Source organism: Bacteroidia bacterium (genome assembly GCA_026932145.1).
Taxonomy (GTDB): domain Bacteria; phylum Bacteroidota; class Bacteroidia; order J057; family JAIXKT01; genus JAIXKT01.
In genome coordinates, this window is the sequence record JAIXKT010000059.1 from 1 (window position 1) to 14,989 (window position 14,989).

Sequence of the window (14,989 nt, forward strand, 5' to 3'; positions counted from 1 at the left end):
AAGGCAAAAACTCAGAAGACTTTATCCGTTAATTTACGATTAACATAACACTAGTTCATTTTTTTTGACATGGCTTTTGCGAGCTACTTTTACCTTTGTCCCAAAATGCTTTGTGGCATATTTAAGCACTGTGTTGTATTTAATATCCTTGTTAAACTCATTGGCTATCCATTCCTTGAGTTCAATATACCCTGCCAGTCCATTTTTAGGGTCATGCAGTTTCTCTTCCATTTTTTTATGCTCTTCCTTGGTGAACACTGATGGCTTTCCTGCTTTCCCTTTCCTACCATTATGTAGCAAGGTGTCCATACCTCCTTTTTTGTAGGCAGTGCGCCAATTGTGGGGTCAGGTTAATTTTGTGGGGAGAAGGCATATTTTAGATGAACAATTTTTCTAATCTAAACAGGAAGAATTTTACATCCGTAACCCCTCTTAAATTAGCTCTAAATTGTTTTATTTTTGAGTTGAATGATTCTGCATTGGCATTGGTGTTTCTGTTATTAAAGAAGTTAAGGATGTTTTCAAAGTGATGTTCAATGGAGTTTACCACACTATTAAATTCATCTATTTTCATTTCAATAACTCTTTGTTTCCATTCTTTAAACTTGATTATGGCATCTGCTTTATACTGTAACTTATAGATAGTTCTAAACGATTCAATCAGCTTGTATGCTCGATGTAATAGCGGATATTTTTCAAATAATACAGCAGCTCGTTTAGATTGCGTAAGCGTCCATTCATCTTCAAATTTATAAAGCAGGTATTTGCTTCTTACTAAGAGTTCTTTGGGCGTATCTCCATTGGCTAATAATTCGGGTTGATATTTTTTCCCTTCTGCTTTGGCTGCTTTAATAGCTTGATTTTCTTCACCCAATGCTTTCCATCGTAAGTTAGTTCGCATGTGTTGCAACGCATCCATAACCAATTTTACTACATGAAAACGATCTATTACTTGTGTGCTATTTACAAAACTGTTTCGGGCGGCTAATGCCATATTGGGAGCCATATCCATAGTTATTTCTTTTACTTTGTTTCTTTGGTTAAGAGGTATTTTCTCTAATACATCTTGTATCGTTTTTGCCTCTGTTCCGGCTATGATGGCTATGACTGATTTCTTGTTTTGGCTTCGAGTATTTTTATTGGTAACAACGGTATAAAGCTCTCCTTTAGATAAGCTGACTTCGTCAATACTAATGTGTTCGGTGATGTTTTCCGGGTAAATCAGATAATCCTCAGCATGTGGTAATTGCTTCCAATCTTTATAGCCGCTTACTTGGTGTTTATAGTGCCGCTGCAATTTCTTTCCATTCACAAAAAAGTAACTGGCTATATTTTTCATGGTATCGGGTCGCGTATCCACTTGCATCTTTTAAAAAATCCGATAGTTCACTGGTAAATTTTGAACCATCGGCTATAAAGGAAAAATCTCGTTGGATAATTGCTCCCCTTTGTTTATGTCGCCATCTTCGCTTGCGTATCCGAAGATATACTCCTTTGCCTCGTATAGGAAAGTCTTGAACAATACATACCGGTAAGAACCCCTTTGATTCGTATTCCGAAGATGAATATCCATTAGGGATTTCATTCTTTTCATCAAAATCTATGAGCCAGTATTCTATTTTCTCTGCTACCGAACATAGTTGTTGGTATTGCTTTATCTCGAAGTATTCCAATATCTCTTCCGGGAATACTTCATTGAAAAATGTTGTTTCGATGCTAAGTGTTTTTTATTGCTTCAAACATACCACTTTTAACAATTACTCCCCATAAATTAGGATTGACCCCAATTTCTCTTTTGCCCCTGCCACCGCCTGTTTGAATTTTACCTGCCGTTATGTTGTATTCACGAAGGACTTTAGAGCCTTCCACAACGCCCCAACCACAAGCCCTTAGCTTGGGGTCTATGAGTTCTGCTCTTGTTTCTGCTTCGTTCATTCTGTTTCTATTATTTCTGGCATTTCTAAATATTTTCTGCCGTTAAGCAGATTGCCTGTTTTCTTTTTGTTCGTTCCACCCCATTGCTTAAAGAAAAACGCTACATCCTTTTTCTTGCATTGTTCTTTAATATCCATTACCCATTCCTTCTTCATTGGTCTTGGCGTTCTTCCGCTTTCACCGCCTACAATTACCCAATCAATGCCTTTTAAATTCAAATTAGGTAGAGGACTGATTAGCGGCTCGCAACTCAAAAATTTTACTCTTGCATTGGTTTGTCGCAGAAGGTCAATTCGTTTCATCACTTTTTCGCTTTCTACAGAAACACCCATCCAAATGTTGTGTGTCCAATCCAATAAACCTTCTTTGTCGTAATACAAAAGTACATCAGCCCGTTTTGTCAAAATTTGAAAAACGTGTTGCGGATTTTCTTTCATTACCCTGAAAACCTTTTGAATAAACTCAACAGGAACGTCTTTATGAAATAAGTCGCTCATTGAATTTACAAAAACCATTTTCGATTTTTTCCAAGTGTATGGCGTTTGCAATTCATCTTCGTGAATAGCCAACTCAAAGCCATTGGCATATTTTTCAACGCCCATTGCTTTCAATCGCTTTGCCATCACTTCGGCATAACAGAATTTGCAACCTGCCGAAATTTTATCGCAACCCGTTGTTGGGTTCCAAGTCATTTCAGTCCATTCTATGCTTGATTGTGCCATTTCGTTATGATTTAATTGTATAGTTTACAATGTTTCTCTTTCTGAATACATTCTCGTAATTCAGTGCTGGTGTTGTTCCAACATAATCAATTTTTTTGTCCTTCTTCAATTTTCGGATTATATCAACTGCGTGTTTAGGAATATGACCACAACTGTATGTAAAAATCAATGCAGATTTATTATCGGGGAAATTTCCTTGAATCAAATGCTTTTCAAATTCTTGCTGAAACTTCTCAATTTTCGTCATCTTCTTACCTTCAAACATATCTAACTGAATTTTTGAACTGTCTTCGTCAATATCAAAATCAGCTTCTCCGTTTACTGAATTTCTTTTCCAAGCAATGTCAAGGAATTTATCAACCGCAGCATAATTTTTCGCACCAAACACAATTCCGTAAATGTTTGCATTCTTCTTTATTGAAAACGGAAATAATTTTAGTTCTGTGCTGATTGGCAACCGTGATTTTATTTTATTCAAAACTAAACGGTGCATATTTCGATAGGCTTCTCTTTCCAATTCAGCCAAATCAATTTCCAACACTTTTTTAAATTCATCTGTGCCGCCCAATCTTTTGAAATAGGAGGACGAAACGAAATAGAGAAAATCAGTTGTTTTTAGTTTTTCGAGTTCGGATAGATATTCTTGAGAAATGAACTTAACTCCGTTTTGGTCTAAATAAACAAGCGAAGGAAACTTCTTGATTTGAGGAAGTAACTTGAAAAATAATTGTTCTGCATTCTCATTGTAATAGTTTACCGAGAGAAAATATTTGAATTTTGGATTGTCTGCAATAAATGCTTCGCAGTTTTCTTTTAACAGTTCAAATTTTTCCTGACCCTTTTTGGTTGGCTCAAATTCATTGAAGTGTAAAATAATCTTTGTTTTTTTAGCTAAGATATTACCTAATTGCTCATTGACTTTTTGCAATATTCGGATTGGACTTCCTGGAACATTTTCAGAATCATAACATGGACCTGAAAAGAAATCAAAAATGTGAATCTCTGGAAATCGGTTTGACTGCATTACAAAAGTTGGAATCCAAGCCTGAGCATAATCTTCAAATATTTCGAGCTTGGCAATTGTGCCTTTGTCAAACGGTTTGATATGTAAATCACGATAACTCATACTGCAACCGCTTTTTCAGTTTTCAATTCCCCTGCAAATGCTTTCTGCAAGATTGATTTTTTCAGTTCTTCCAAATCATCAATTTTCTTTTGATAAATATCCTTTAGCTTTTGACTTTGTTCCGCTATTGAATCTACCTTATCAATAATTGCTTCCTGCTCCTTTAATGATTTTGGAAAAGGAATTTTCAATGAGGAAAGTGAACCTTGATTTAAACTTCTTATTCCAACACCATTGCCACTTTCCACAAGTGTTTTTCTTGTCTGTTGGATTTTCAAAAAATGACAGAGATAGTTTGGGTTAACTATTTTTGAATTTAACCTTATCCTTATTGTAAAACCCGAATGAGATACTTTTTCATTGATTTTACCTGCTAATAATGTTCGACCAATTAATTGTGGGTTGCCATTAGAACGGACAGCCAAAATATCTCCTTCTTGTAGTAAGTCCGTTTCGTTTATCTTGCCATCAAGAGAAACTTCAACTAAATCATTGTCGGGAACCCAATAACTGTCTTGAAAATCTTTAACCCCAACTATTTTAATTTTCTCTCCCTTACTTCCTTTTGTATAGTTTATTCCATTTCTAAATGTTGCAAAATCTCCTAAAAGATTTTCTTCCCAATTAATTCCTTTTTGAGTGAATATTTCCTGTGCAGCATTTTCAAAAAGTTCATTTGCATTTAATAGGTTCTGTTCGGCATTGGCTTTTGCCTTGGCTATGGCAGTCAATGCTTCGTCTAAAATGGAAACAATTCGTTGTTGTTCTATGATTGGTGGGATTGGTATTGGCAAATCTTGAAAATGCCTTAACCGTAAAGATGTTGCAGTTGCACCAACTGCAACACTTTCAAAATACTTATGGAAGTGTATCAAATAATTATAGGCATAATGAACACTAACACTTTTATCAAAATTATAAATAGCATAAGCTCTTTGGTGTAAATCAAATTTGCCTGAATAAAATTTCGGAAGAAAAGTCTGACCTTCTCCTGCAACAATTATGGCATCACAATCAAATAAGAACTTAGAACTTCTTTTGACAATTTTAGACCTATCAAAAAAGGCAAAGTCACCATTTTCTATAGCATCTTCTGTATTAGACTTACCTGTGCTAATTTCGCAAACTTCTCCCAACTTCTTTATTTCCCAACCTTGCTTCATATCAGTTCCAAAATTGAGTTAAGGATTTCGGCACTCTCTTCGTCCAATGCTTTCATTTCTTCCAAAATAGCTTGCGGTTGGCGTAGCGTTACTTCTTCTTTCTTGTTCGGGTTCTTTACGCTCAAATCAAAGGTGTTTTGGTCAATATCCTTTACATTTACCGTCCAAGAGTTTTCGCTATTGGCAAAAGTTTTTTGCAGTTCAACAAATTCTGCCAAGTCGTTTTCGTTCAGTGGGTTGGTCTTGCCCAAATTGCGGTCGAGGTTCAACTGGTAAAACCAAACCTTCTGCGTGGCTTTGCCTTTTTCAAAAAACAATACTACGGTTTTTACACCTGCACCGGTAAACGTTCCACCGGGCAAATCCAATACGGTGTGCAGGTTGCAGTTTTCCAACAAGGTTTTGCGTATGGCAACTGTGGCATTGTCGGTATTGCTCAAAAAATGGCAACTGTGGCATTGTCGGTATTGCTCAAAAAGGTGTTTTTAATCACCACACCTGCCTTGCCACCTGCTTTCAATATTTTAATGAAGTGCTGCAAAAAGAGCGAAGCGGTTTCGCCTGTTTTAATTGGGAAGTTTTGTTGCACTTCGGCACGTTCCTTTCCACCAAAAGGTGGATTGGCAAGCACCACATCATAACGGTCTTTTTCTTGTATGTCGGCAAGGTTTTCGGCAAGTGTGTTGGTGTGTATGATGTTGGGAGCTTCCACCCCGTGCAAAATCATATTCATAATGCCAATGATATACGCCAACGATTTTTTCTCTTTGCCGTAAAAGGTTCGTTTTTGCAGTATCTCGGTTTCTTTGGTAGAAAGTGATTTGCTGTTTCGCAAATAGTCGAACGCTTCGCAAAGGAAGCCCGCACTGCCTACTGCACCGTCATAGATTTTGTCGCCAATTTTTGGGGCAACTACTTTTACAATGGTCGTAATGAGCGGTCGAGGCGTGTAGTATTCGCCACCGTTTCGCCCTGCATTGCCCATATTTTTGATTTTGTCTTCATACAGGTGGCTCATTTCGTGCTTCTCTGCATGGGTGCGGAAACGCAACTCGTCAATACGGTTAATTACTTCACGCAAATTGTAGCCGCTTTGTATGCGGTTTTTCAGTTCGCTGAAAATCTCACCAATTTTATATTCAATGGTGTCGGCACTCTCGGCACTCAGCTTAAACTTTTTGAGGTAAGGAAAGAGTTTGTTGTTTACAAAGTCGGTGAGGTCGTCACCTGTCAGGGCTTTGTGGTGGTCGAGTTTTCCGTCTTTGCCTTTTGGCATTGCCCAAACTGTCCATTGGTAATCTTTGTCAATGATAGGCATGTAAGTCTTGCCTGTAAGTTCGGCTGCTGTGGCTCGGTCTTTCTCTAAGTCGTCCAAATATTTGAGGAACAAAATCCAAGAGGTTTGCTCCACATAGTCTAATTCACTGCCGCAACCTGCGTCTTTGTGAAGTATATCGTCAATATTTTTAAAAGTCTGCTCGAACATTATTTATCTCTGTTTTTATCAATTTGTAAAGTTATCATTCTTGTCGGTGCGTGGGCAAAAAATGGCTCTTTTGGTTTTGCTGAAGGGTCGGCTTGTGGGTGGGGCAAAACCAAATGTGCCATTTGTGCGGTGGCAATTCAAAATATTTTGTGCGGTGGGAAAAAAATTAAAACACAGAAGGGTAGGCAATGAGTGTCGGCTTACTCGTTGTCCGTTTGTTGTATCGTTTGTATGTCCTTGGTCACCTGTCAAAATGGTTTACTTTCTATTTTAGTTTTGGTCGCTGCTTCAATGTTCGGAGTGTTGTCCTACCATTGGCTATAACGCAGCGCTTGACGAAGTTCCGAGAAAAAAAAGAGGATACCAAAATTTATTTTGGGATTCCGGTGTTTTTTTTCTCGGAATCTAATTTTGTCAAGCGCTGCGTTGTGCGTTCGTGCTACTCTCTGCATCATGGTCTGCGTATTATTTTATTTGCAATACTCGTTTAAAAAATTTTGTGCATCGCTATATCCTAATTCAACAGCTTTCTGCCAGTCGCTGCAAGCACCTTTCAAATCGTCCATGTCCTTTTTTACAAAACCTCGGTTGACATAAGCACCAACATTATCGTCTTTTAGTTTTATGGCTTTGTCAAAATCCTTTAATGCTTCTTTATATTTCTTTTGTTTGTAGTAAACGAATGCACGATTATTATAAGCATCAGGATATTCTTTGTTTGTAGCAATTGCATTCGTGTAATCAGAAATTGCTCCTTCAAAATCGCTTGTCATGTCTTTGCAATATCCTCTCTCAAAATATGCCTCGGCAAGACGATACTTTAGCTCAATTGTCTTGTTAAAATCTTCAATAGCCCCTTTGAAATCTTCCATCAAACTTTTTGTGTATGCCCTGTTAAAATAGAATTGTCCTTTGGGTTCCAACTCAATTGCTTTATTCAAATCCTCAATTGCACCTTGAAAATCTTTTGCTTTTACCTTTTCAATGCTTCGCAAGTTATATTCAGTAGCGGATGATAATGGTTTGTTTGGGTCAGTAATTTTCATACACAATTCATCACCCCATGCACCCTTCTTTTTCAATTTACCCATGTCCATGTTTGGAGCACCATTGTTGAAAGTCGTGATTGCAGGGTCAAATGTTCCGTAAAGTGCAAAGGACTTTTTTATAAGCATGGGCATGTCAACTGTGTCAAGTTTGGTGGCAAGTGTCTTTACAGTTTCAATAACTTGTTCCTTGTTGTCGGGAAAAAGGTTGATGTAAAACCAAATTGCTTTTTCATATTCTCCTTTCGTTTCAAATTCTTTTGCCTTCTCAAAAGTGTATTTGTCAGGATACATTTCCTTATCATCCTTTGTTGTCTGTCCGAATGAAAGGTTACAAGTCAGCAGTAAAGCTGTAAGAAGTAAAGTGGTATGTTTCATTTTTCTATCGTTTGATTTTAGCATGACTGTTTCAAGTTAGCACTGTCCCCAAGCATGACGCACAACGCAGCGCTTGACGAAGTTCCGAGAAAAAAAAGAGGATACCAAAATTTATTTTGGGATTCCGGTGTTTTTTTTCTCGGAATCTAATTTTGTCAAGTGTTTTGTTGGGCGACGTTAGCCGGAACGGCGAGCGGTGCGAGCCGCAGCCGGCGCAAAGCCCAGGCGTATCTTAGACAAAATTAGGTCAAGCGCTGCGTTGAGCGACATTTGTTTTGGATGGGAGTGTTTGCGCAGCAAAACACAAAGAACAAAACTACGCCGCAGGCGTAATGTCGCTCAACGGTTGGTGGCTTTGCGAGGGCGGCACTTTTAGCCGAAATATCCAAGAGAATACCGAACTCCAAATATACGAAAAAGTTTCAATCGGAGACGGTTCCTGCCGCTCTTGCAAAACCACTTGTTAGCAACAGGGCTTTTTGTCAGTTTTGTATGTTTGTAAAGTCAAAAATTAAGTGTTTCAGTGTCCCGATGTCTGAATGGTTAGATTCGTAAATTGCTTTCAGAAGTTTGCCCGATTTTAAGTTTAGAACTTCTGTATTTCGTTTGTCTTTTTCCAACAAGGAGTTTATTCCGTTTACCGTTTCATCAGTTTTGCCTTCAAGCAAATAACCTATCAAACTACCATTTTCGTATTTTCCCGAAACAAAATTATTTATTCCTGTGTCAATATATCTGCGTTTTAATACGGAATCATTTTGTTTTAAATTTTTCGCTTCAAAAAAATATTCATATTCGTAAGTTGATATGAAAGATGTTAGTCTAAAATCTATTCTTGAATCTTTATCTGCAAACCCTTTTTCTTTTGAAATTTTCTCATTTGGAATATGGGCTTCAACATTAGTTGAAACTTTCCATTTCAGTCTTAACGGATTTGCTTTTATACACTTGTGTATTTCGGAAGAAATATCATTTTCATTCCAATCTAATTGTATGACTTTTTCGGTTAAAGAAGTTTGATATGCTTCGATGATTAACCGAAAACATTTTTGCTCAAAAGCATTTCTAAATTTATTATAAACTGTCGTATTCAATGCCATTGCTAATTCTCATTTAAAATTTCAAGAATTAACTCTTGGGCATCTTCTATTGCCATTGATTTTGACCAAAATCTACGTTGGTTAGGACGAATGATATAAATATCATCATCTGTTTTATAGTTCAGTTTTTTTCTAAAAAAGATACTGTTTGATTTTTCCTCCCATAAATGTTGGTCTATCTTTTTTAGTTCGTCATCAACAAACTCTTTAGATGTAACTACTTCCTTTTGTTGCTTAGCAAAAGAAATTTTAATCATCATCAAAGGTGTAAACCTATTTATATTATAAACAGTAGCATTTACAAATAAATCCTGTCCGTCAAGAAATTCATTAAGCTCACTACTGATGGTCTTCCCATATTCTGTTATCTGTTCTGAAATAACAGAATAAAGTGCAATTGATTTTTCTTTATTCTCGAAAAGGTCGATTGAATAATTAATCGAATCATCAATAGCCCATTTATCAGAATCTGAGAATAAAAATAAATCTTGTAAAATGATTTTATTAATTTCAGCCTCAATGGGTTTTGTTTTTACAAAATCAAAATCATCTTGAATCAATTTTATTAACTCGTCAAATTTTTGCTCTAATTTTAAAATGATTTTTTTGCTAATATTTGTAGGCATTGGCAGAGTCAATGTTTCATTAGATTGAACTCTTTCTCTCTCAATACCCCACGATGCAGAAGTTAATGATAAATAATATTTAGCAAATGATGAATTAATTAAACTACACCATAATTTTAATAGGGAATTGTCCTTTTGGTCTATTGATGAAATGCTAAACGCACCTGTATGGTAAGATTTGTAATCTATCCAACTTGCACAAAATTCTTTATTTTTTTGACCTTCTTTTATGATTAAATAAGGTGGTTTAAAAATATTTTGGTTGATACTTCTATAAACTTTTTGAGAAGATTCTTCTGCTGATTTTAGTGTGTAAAATCGTTGAACTTTCCTAAGATTAATAACTTTGGAAGGAGTAAAGGTTTTATTTTCTTTTAGCTGTTTCTCTGTTGGAGAGTGCAAGCCTGAACCAAAATGAAATTCTTCCTTATTATTTTCCAAGAACTCTCCAATTGAAGTGTTGAATTTCTTAGAAACTTTATTTATTAGTTCCCAATCATTCATTCCTCCCCACATTTCAATTTTCCAAATTTTGGTATTTGGTTTCTGACATTCTTCCCTTGGCAGGTATTTTAAGTCTGTAAAATCAATACTCAAACCATCAATTACATTGGTCTTAATGAATGTTTTTGGAGCGTAGTAGGCAATTCTACCAAGCGGTTTTTTAGGTTGTTCTTTTTGATAAAAAACAATGCTTATCGGTCCGGTTGCATCACCAAATAATTGACCTCCAAAATTTTCATTTGCATTGCGAAGAATAGAAAAATTGAAAATTTTTTCTACATAGCAATCATTGAATAACCATTTTCTGAAATTCTGATAAGTTCCGCCCGTGTTGGTTAAAACTTTGGTATTGAAAATCAATGCGATTTCTCCATTAGTGGCAAATTTTGTGGCTTTATGGAGAAAAGGCAAAATCATTTCTTTTGCTAATTTCTCATTTTCACAATATTTCCTTAAATTTTTATGTTCTCCTTTTTTATCATTCTCTTCAGTAAGAATTTTGCCAAATGGTGGATTGCCAACGATTAGTTGGAAATCCTTTAACTCTGTATCTCCTGATAAATCTGCAATCGTATCTCTGCAAAATAAATTTCTGCCTTGTGCTTTTAATGATTTATCATTAGGATTATTGATAAGATTTGGCAAACGATGTTTTTTCTTTTGCCATAAATTTTTGGGGTCTAAACTATCAACCAATGCTAAATACAAACTGAACGCAGCTACTTTTATGGCTTGAGGGTGTAACTCAATTCCAAATATGTTATCGGTCAATAATTTTTTCAACTTGTCAAAATCGGTTAATTTTTCTTTATGTTGGTTTTCATAACGTTTTACCAAACGCTTGAAACTTTGCACTAAAAAAATTCCCGAACCACAACTTGGGTCTAATGTTTTGACATTGTATCTTTTATCTGTTTTATTGATTGGCAATTTTTCATTCAGAATAAACTCAACCAACGCAGGAGGTGTATAGTATGTTCCTGTTTTTTTCTTTAATTCGGGGTCGGTTTTGAACAAGAAATTTTCATAAATTTCACTTAGTAATTCAATCTGAATGATACTGAAATCAAACAAACGCCAATTTTCAAATAGTTGGGTTTGAGGTGTATTATCGTTACCACTTATGAAACATTTTTTTATAAGTTGAAGTTGGTCAGCAGATATTTTTTCTGTTATGTTATTACTTGCATCTCTTTCTAATGTAAAAACATTTCCGTTAAAGTCATCTTCCAATCGCTCATACAGTTCGTAAGTAGCTTTTACATCGTTTAGAATATCAAAATAAGATTTTGTTCCTTTTTTGATTTGACCGTATAATTTTTCGTCCGTAGCTTCTCTATCTTCTAAATATAAGAGAAATAATGAACGAAGAATAATTTTATGAATAAACTCTATTTCAAGTCCTTGCTGTTCGAGCTGGTTGGCAGTGTTTACTAAACTTTCCACCAAATATTTATCAACTCTACGTTGCAATTTTATTTTATCTCTGATAAATTGGGCTTCTTCCACAGTCCAAACAATTCCCGAATCAATTGCGATTCTTGAAAAGAGATTGTTAAGTTCTTTAAGTTGCTTTTTGTCTGAAAATTGATAAGCTTTTATTTCAACGTTTTGAAGTTCTTTTTCGTAATCAAAATTTTCTTTGGTTTTAATAAGTGGTTTTTCGGAACAGTTGTAAATACGAATTTCCGTATCAGAATAAACGTATAAGAACAATACTTTTTTATAGTTCCAAACTTTTTTGTGAATATCCGCTATTTCTTGTAAGTTTTTTTCATCAAAAGACTTTACCTTTTTTAGAAAAACAGCAGGAAAACTATTTCCGCTTTCGTCTGTATTGAAGTAAACGGAATCAACTCCAAATTCACGAACTTGGTTAAACACAAAAGATTCACTTTCTAAGAGTTTTTTACCCTTAGAATTTAACGATTTAGCTCTGTCTAAGCCAATTAATTCTATTACTTCTTTCCCTGTCATTACATGCTTCGAACTCGAATACAAAATTTTGGGCTAAATTACAAATTTTCAGCATTAAAGTAAGCAAGTTGTGTGAAATTATTTACCCGACTTTCTTCTATTATCATCTTTACACAACATTTGGCAATTATCCTCTGTTGTTTTTCCGCCCTCGTGCCAAGGTGTGATATGGTCGGCTTCCATTTGTGAAATGTCAAACTCATTTTTACAAATAATACATTTTTCTTGTTGTCGCTCGTAAACTTTTTGTTTCATCGTGTCTGTGAACGCACGAATGGAAAGATGTCGTTCGTCTTTGGTCAAGATGTATGGATAAATTCCGCTTTTCTTTGTAACATCATCGTCAGCAATGAGTTTGGCGGTTTCTTCTTCAATTGCTTTGGTGTCGTAAATTTCATCTTTAAATTGGTTGTAAAGCAAACCCCATTCAACACCTTTCATAAATTTTCGTTTTTTCGTGAAAGTTGTGTTTACCCAAGTTATCACGGATTGAAAGTAATTCCATATAGCATTTGCATTTGGGTCGTGTTGGTGGGTTGCCATATAACCCTCAATGTCGTTTTGCGAAATCCAAGCAATAGCGGTTTCAAAATATTCTTGTCTGATTGCTGAACCGTTTAAATAATCCTGTCCAATTTGAAACGCAACACAGCCGTTTTTAGAAAAGTAGCGTTTTGCATCACTTACCCAACTACCCGAATAAACTGCGTTTCTCAATTCTTGGTCTGTTAGTTTTTCTCCTGCGATGTTGATTGTTTTGAACCATTCTAATTTTTCGCTTTCCGTTCCGCTACAAACGTAAACCATCAATTTGTAATTTAAGATTTGCTCCTGCTCGTCATTCTTTAAATTTTTGAAATAGCGTTTTTCAAATGAAAAATCTCCGTTTACAAATTGGCAAATTGAAATGGTACGTTGTTGTCCGTCAATGACTTCAAAAGTTACGTCTTCCCGAACTGCCCAATACATTACATTTAGTGGAAAATCTTTTGTAACCGTGTTGATTACTGCATCACGTTGTTTGTCTTTGTAAATAAATTCACGTTGATAGGGTGGACGAACGTCCAACTTTCCACCAAAAGCGACAACACCATTTTCATTGTTGTCTTTGTAAGCATTAGATAATTCTCTAACGGAAATTTCTTTGAGTTCTATATTCATAATTTTTTGTTCTTAATGATTACTCTTGCGTAAATACTTGAATACAAAGTTCCTGTTTCAACATCTTTAAATGCAGGGGATTTGTCTTTTTGGGGATTGTAAAGACGATATAAAGTTCCTTTTGCGTTCCAAGTAAATTTATTTGTTGGTTTTCCACTTTTGTCTAAAATTTCCATTTTTCTGTTTGAAGAAAATTCAATTGACCCAACAATTCCCAATGCAATTATTTCAAATTGGTCAGGATTGTATTTGTCCAAAAATGTGATTGGAACACCAATTAACCCCGAATAATTCGCGGGAATTTCACTTGTCTTATCTACATTTATTGCATCGTAATTTTCATATTTCGGATATTCTTCGGGCGAATATTTTTTGTATAATATCAAATCCTCGTGTCGCTCGTCATAATCCATATTTGTAAACCAACGAACACCTTTTACACGAATATATTTTTTGCCCTCGTTGTCAATTCGTGAACCTGCTGCATTTAGCGGATAGTCGTCAGGAACTCCAAATTCACGGTCGCCACTATGGATACTTGCACCAAGCCAAAGTTTTTCTTCTCTAATAAGTTTAAAAATGTCTTTGTAGGAAATTGCGTTTACGTTTCCAATGATGAGAAATTTTTTGTCGTGTTCAACAAGTTGAGCAACGTATTCACGAAACAATGAAAAAGGCGGATTTGTAACGATAATATCGGCTTGCGTTAGCAAGTTGATACTTTCGCTACTGCGAAAATCGCCATCGCCTTTTAAATGTTTTATTCCGATTTCTTCAATGTTTGGAACATTGTCGCCATTCTTATCGCCATTGTATTCCAAGTAAATTGCCTTTTCAGAATTGTGTTCGCTGAATAAGTCTGTTTCTTGGTTTTTGTAGCAAGTTGTAATGAGTTTTTTCAGTCCAAGACTTTCAAAGTTGTAAGAAAAGTAATGAAAGAAGTTGCTAACTCGTGGGTCATCACAATTACAGAAAACTACTTTGTTTTTAAAGTGTTCTTTGTAATGTCGCACTTCTTTTTCGATGTCCGAAAGTTGCGTGTAAAATTCGTCTTTCTTGTTGTTTTTTGCCTCTTTAAGTCCTTTGTTCTTTGCTTCTGTTGCCATTTGTTCCCCGTTTGGGCAACAAAGTCTAACGGACTTAATTTATGGGACGAAATGTTGTATCGGCACCGTTCCGCTAGCCTTGTTGCTAACGTGCCGCGGCTTTGCGAGGGAGCGGATTTATAGCACTACCGCTCAATTGAAGAACCGAAGTTTAAATTTAGCAAAAAGTTTCATACGAAGCACTTCACCCGCTCTCTTGCAAAACCGTTTGTTGGTGGCTGTGCTGTTTGTTCGTCATTTGTTTTCTATTAGTTTTATTTCGTCTGTTGTTAGGTTGTAAAGTTCGTAAACTATTTGATTGATTTTGCATTCTGCGTATTCAATTCTGTGTTTCAGTTGTTCGGCTTTGTCAGATAAATTTGTTTGTTGTAATTCTTGATTGAGTTGTAAAATTAAATCAATATTTTTTACAATGTCATCGTGTTTTTGCTTTTGTTCTTTGTTGCTAAAATCAATGTCAGGAATAGGAATTTTTTCAAGATAACTGCCTTTAATTTTTGGAAATGTAGTTCGTAAATCTGAAAAGTTGTTTGTCCAAAAATTGCCTGTAAATTTTGAGTTCAAAACAGCCAAAATATATTTTAAGAGCGCGTTGCATAACCTCTAAATTTTTAAAAAAGCCCAAATTTTCTCCCGTTCAAAATAAATTTTGATTTTTT

Annotated in this window: 13 protein-coding genes and 2 pseudogenes; 1 reads left to right on the forward strand and 14 read right to left on the reverse strand. The window is 35.5% G+C overall.

The features are described 5' to 3' along the window. Positions 1-39 precede the first annotated feature (39 nt). The 9 genes and pseudogenes from LC115_13430 to LC115_13470 form a co-directional block, all read right to left on the reverse strand. Positions 40-309, reverse strand: coding sequence for a hypothetical protein (locus tag LC115_13430; protein ID MCZ2357671.1), 270 nt, complete (start codon positions 307-309; stop codon positions 40-42). A gap of 67 nt (positions 310-376) precedes the next feature. Beyond that, complete coding sequence (locus LC115_13435) at positions 377-1,339, reverse strand: transposase (protein MCZ2357672.1); 963 nt, start codon at positions 1,337-1,339, stop codon at positions 377-379. Beyond that, positions 1,281-1,673 (reverse strand): hypothetical protein, encoded by a 393-nt coding sequence (locus LC115_13440; protein ID MCZ2357673.1) that lies wholly within the window; start codon positions 1,671-1,673, stop codon positions 1,281-1,283. Before LC115_13440 ends, LC115_13435 begins: the two co-directional genes overlap by 59 nt. Positions 1,674-1,791: 118 nt before the next feature. Further along, positions 1,792-1,935, reverse strand: a pseudogene (locus tag LC115_13445) (type I restriction endonuclease subunit R). Next, positions 1,932-2,657, reverse strand: a complete 726-nt coding sequence (locus tag LC115_13450; GenBank protein MCZ2357674.1) for a phage Gp37/Gp68 family protein — start codon at positions 2,655-2,657, stop codon at positions 1,932-1,934. Before LC115_13450 ends, LC115_13445 begins: the two are co-directional and overlap by 4 nt. 4 nt (positions 2,658-2,661) lie before the next feature. After that, positions 2,662-3,783, reverse strand: coding sequence for a three-Cys-motif partner protein TcmP (gene tcmP / locus LC115_13455; protein ID MCZ2357675.1), 1,122 nt, complete (start codon positions 3,781-3,783; stop codon positions 2,662-2,664). Beyond that, on the reverse strand, positions 3,780-4,946 hold the full coding sequence (locus LC115_13460) for a restriction endonuclease subunit S (GenBank protein ID MCZ2357676.1): 1,167 nt from the start codon (positions 4,944-4,946) through the stop codon (positions 3,780-3,782). Before LC115_13460 ends, tcmP begins: the two co-directional genes overlap by 4 nt. After that, positions 4,943-6,432 (reverse strand): annotated as a pseudogene (locus LC115_13465) (type I restriction-modification system subunit M). The gene LC115_13460 and the pseudogene LC115_13465 overlap by 4 nt, the downstream one beginning before the upstream one ends. Before the next feature lie 470 nt (positions 6,433-6,902). Beyond that, positions 6,903-7,856: a tetratricopeptide repeat protein gene (locus tag LC115_13470; GenBank protein MCZ2357677.1), complete on the reverse strand. Its 954-nt coding sequence runs from the start codon at positions 7,854-7,856 to the stop codon at positions 6,903-6,905. Between the two features lie 275 nt (positions 7,857-8,131). Here LC115_13470 and LC115_13475 point away from each other — a divergent pair, with 275 nt between their 5' ends. After that, positions 8,132-8,323: a hypothetical protein gene (locus LC115_13475; GenBank protein MCZ2357678.1), complete on the forward strand. Its 192-nt coding sequence runs from the start codon at positions 8,132-8,134 to the stop codon at positions 8,321-8,323. Between the two features lie 15 nt (positions 8,324-8,338). On the opposite strand, the gene LC115_13480 is transcribed toward LC115_13475, so the two are convergent. The 5 genes from LC115_13480 to LC115_13500 all read right to left on the reverse strand — a co-directional run bounded on the left by LC115_13480 (position 8,339) and on the right by LC115_13500 (position 14,903). Beyond that, on the reverse strand, positions 8,339-8,956 hold the full coding sequence (locus tag LC115_13480) for a hypothetical protein (GenBank protein MCZ2357679.1): 618 nt from the start codon (positions 8,954-8,956) through the stop codon (positions 8,339-8,341). A gap of 2 nt (positions 8,957-8,958) precedes the next feature. After that, on the reverse strand, positions 8,959-12,063 hold the full coding sequence (locus LC115_13485) for an SAM-dependent methyltransferase (protein MCZ2357680.1): 3,105 nt from the start codon (positions 12,061-12,063) through the stop codon (positions 8,959-8,961). A 78-nt stretch (positions 12,064-12,141) separates the two neighbouring features. After that, complete coding sequence (locus tag LC115_13490; protein MCZ2357681.1) at positions 12,142-13,224, reverse strand: DUF262 domain-containing protein; 1,083 nt, start codon at positions 13,222-13,224, stop codon at positions 12,142-12,144. Then, positions 13,221-14,330: an adenine-specific methyltransferase EcoRI family protein gene (locus LC115_13495; GenBank protein ID MCZ2357682.1), complete on the reverse strand. Its 1,110-nt coding sequence runs from the start codon at positions 14,328-14,330 to the stop codon at positions 13,221-13,223. The genes LC115_13490 and LC115_13495 overlap by 4 nt, the downstream gene beginning before the upstream one ends. Positions 14,331-14,564: 234 nt before the next feature. Then, positions 14,565-14,903, reverse strand: coding sequence for a hypothetical protein (locus LC115_13500; GenBank protein ID MCZ2357683.1), 339 nt, complete (start codon positions 14,901-14,903; stop codon positions 14,565-14,567). Between the last annotated feature and the right edge of the window lie 86 nt (positions 14,904-14,989).

Bases quoted from the DNA above. Each gene is read 5' to 3' on its own strand.
- LC115_13430 (MCZ2357671.1), bottom strand. From the start codon at position 309: ATGGACACCTTGCTACATAATGGTAGGAAAGGGAAAGCAGGAAAGCCA.
- tcmP (MCZ2357675.1), bottom strand. From the start codon at position 3,783: ATGAGTTATCGTGATTTACATATCAAACCGTTTGACAAAGGCACAATT.
- LC115_13435 (MCZ2357672.1), bottom strand. From the start codon at position 1,339: ATGAAAAATATAGCCAGTTACTTTTTTGTGAATGGAAAGAAATTGCAG.
- LC115_13450 (MCZ2357674.1), bottom strand. From the start codon at position 2,657: ATGGCACAATCAAGCATAGAATGGACTGAAATGACTTGGAACCCAACA.
- LC115_13490 (MCZ2357681.1), bottom strand. From the start codon at position 13,224: ATGAATATAGAACTCAAAGAAATTTCCGTTAGAGAATTATCTAATGCT.
- LC115_13470 (MCZ2357677.1), bottom strand. From the start codon at position 7,856: ATGAAACATACCACTTTACTTCTTACAGCTTTACTGCTGACTTGTAAC.
- LC115_13495 (MCZ2357682.1), bottom strand. From the start codon at position 14,330: ATGGCAACAGAAGCAAAGAACAAAGGACTTAAAGAGGCAAAAAACAAC.
- LC115_13460 (MCZ2357676.1), bottom strand. From the start codon at position 4,946: ATGAAGCAAGGTTGGGAAATAAAGAAGTTGGGAGAAGTTTGCGAAATT.
- LC115_13485 (MCZ2357680.1), bottom strand. From the start codon at position 12,063: ATGACAGGGAAAGAAGTAATAGAATTAATTGGCTTAGACAGAGCTAAA.
- LC115_13480 (MCZ2357679.1), bottom strand. From the start codon at position 8,956: ATGGCATTGAATACGACAGTTTATAATAAATTTAGAAATGCTTTTGAG.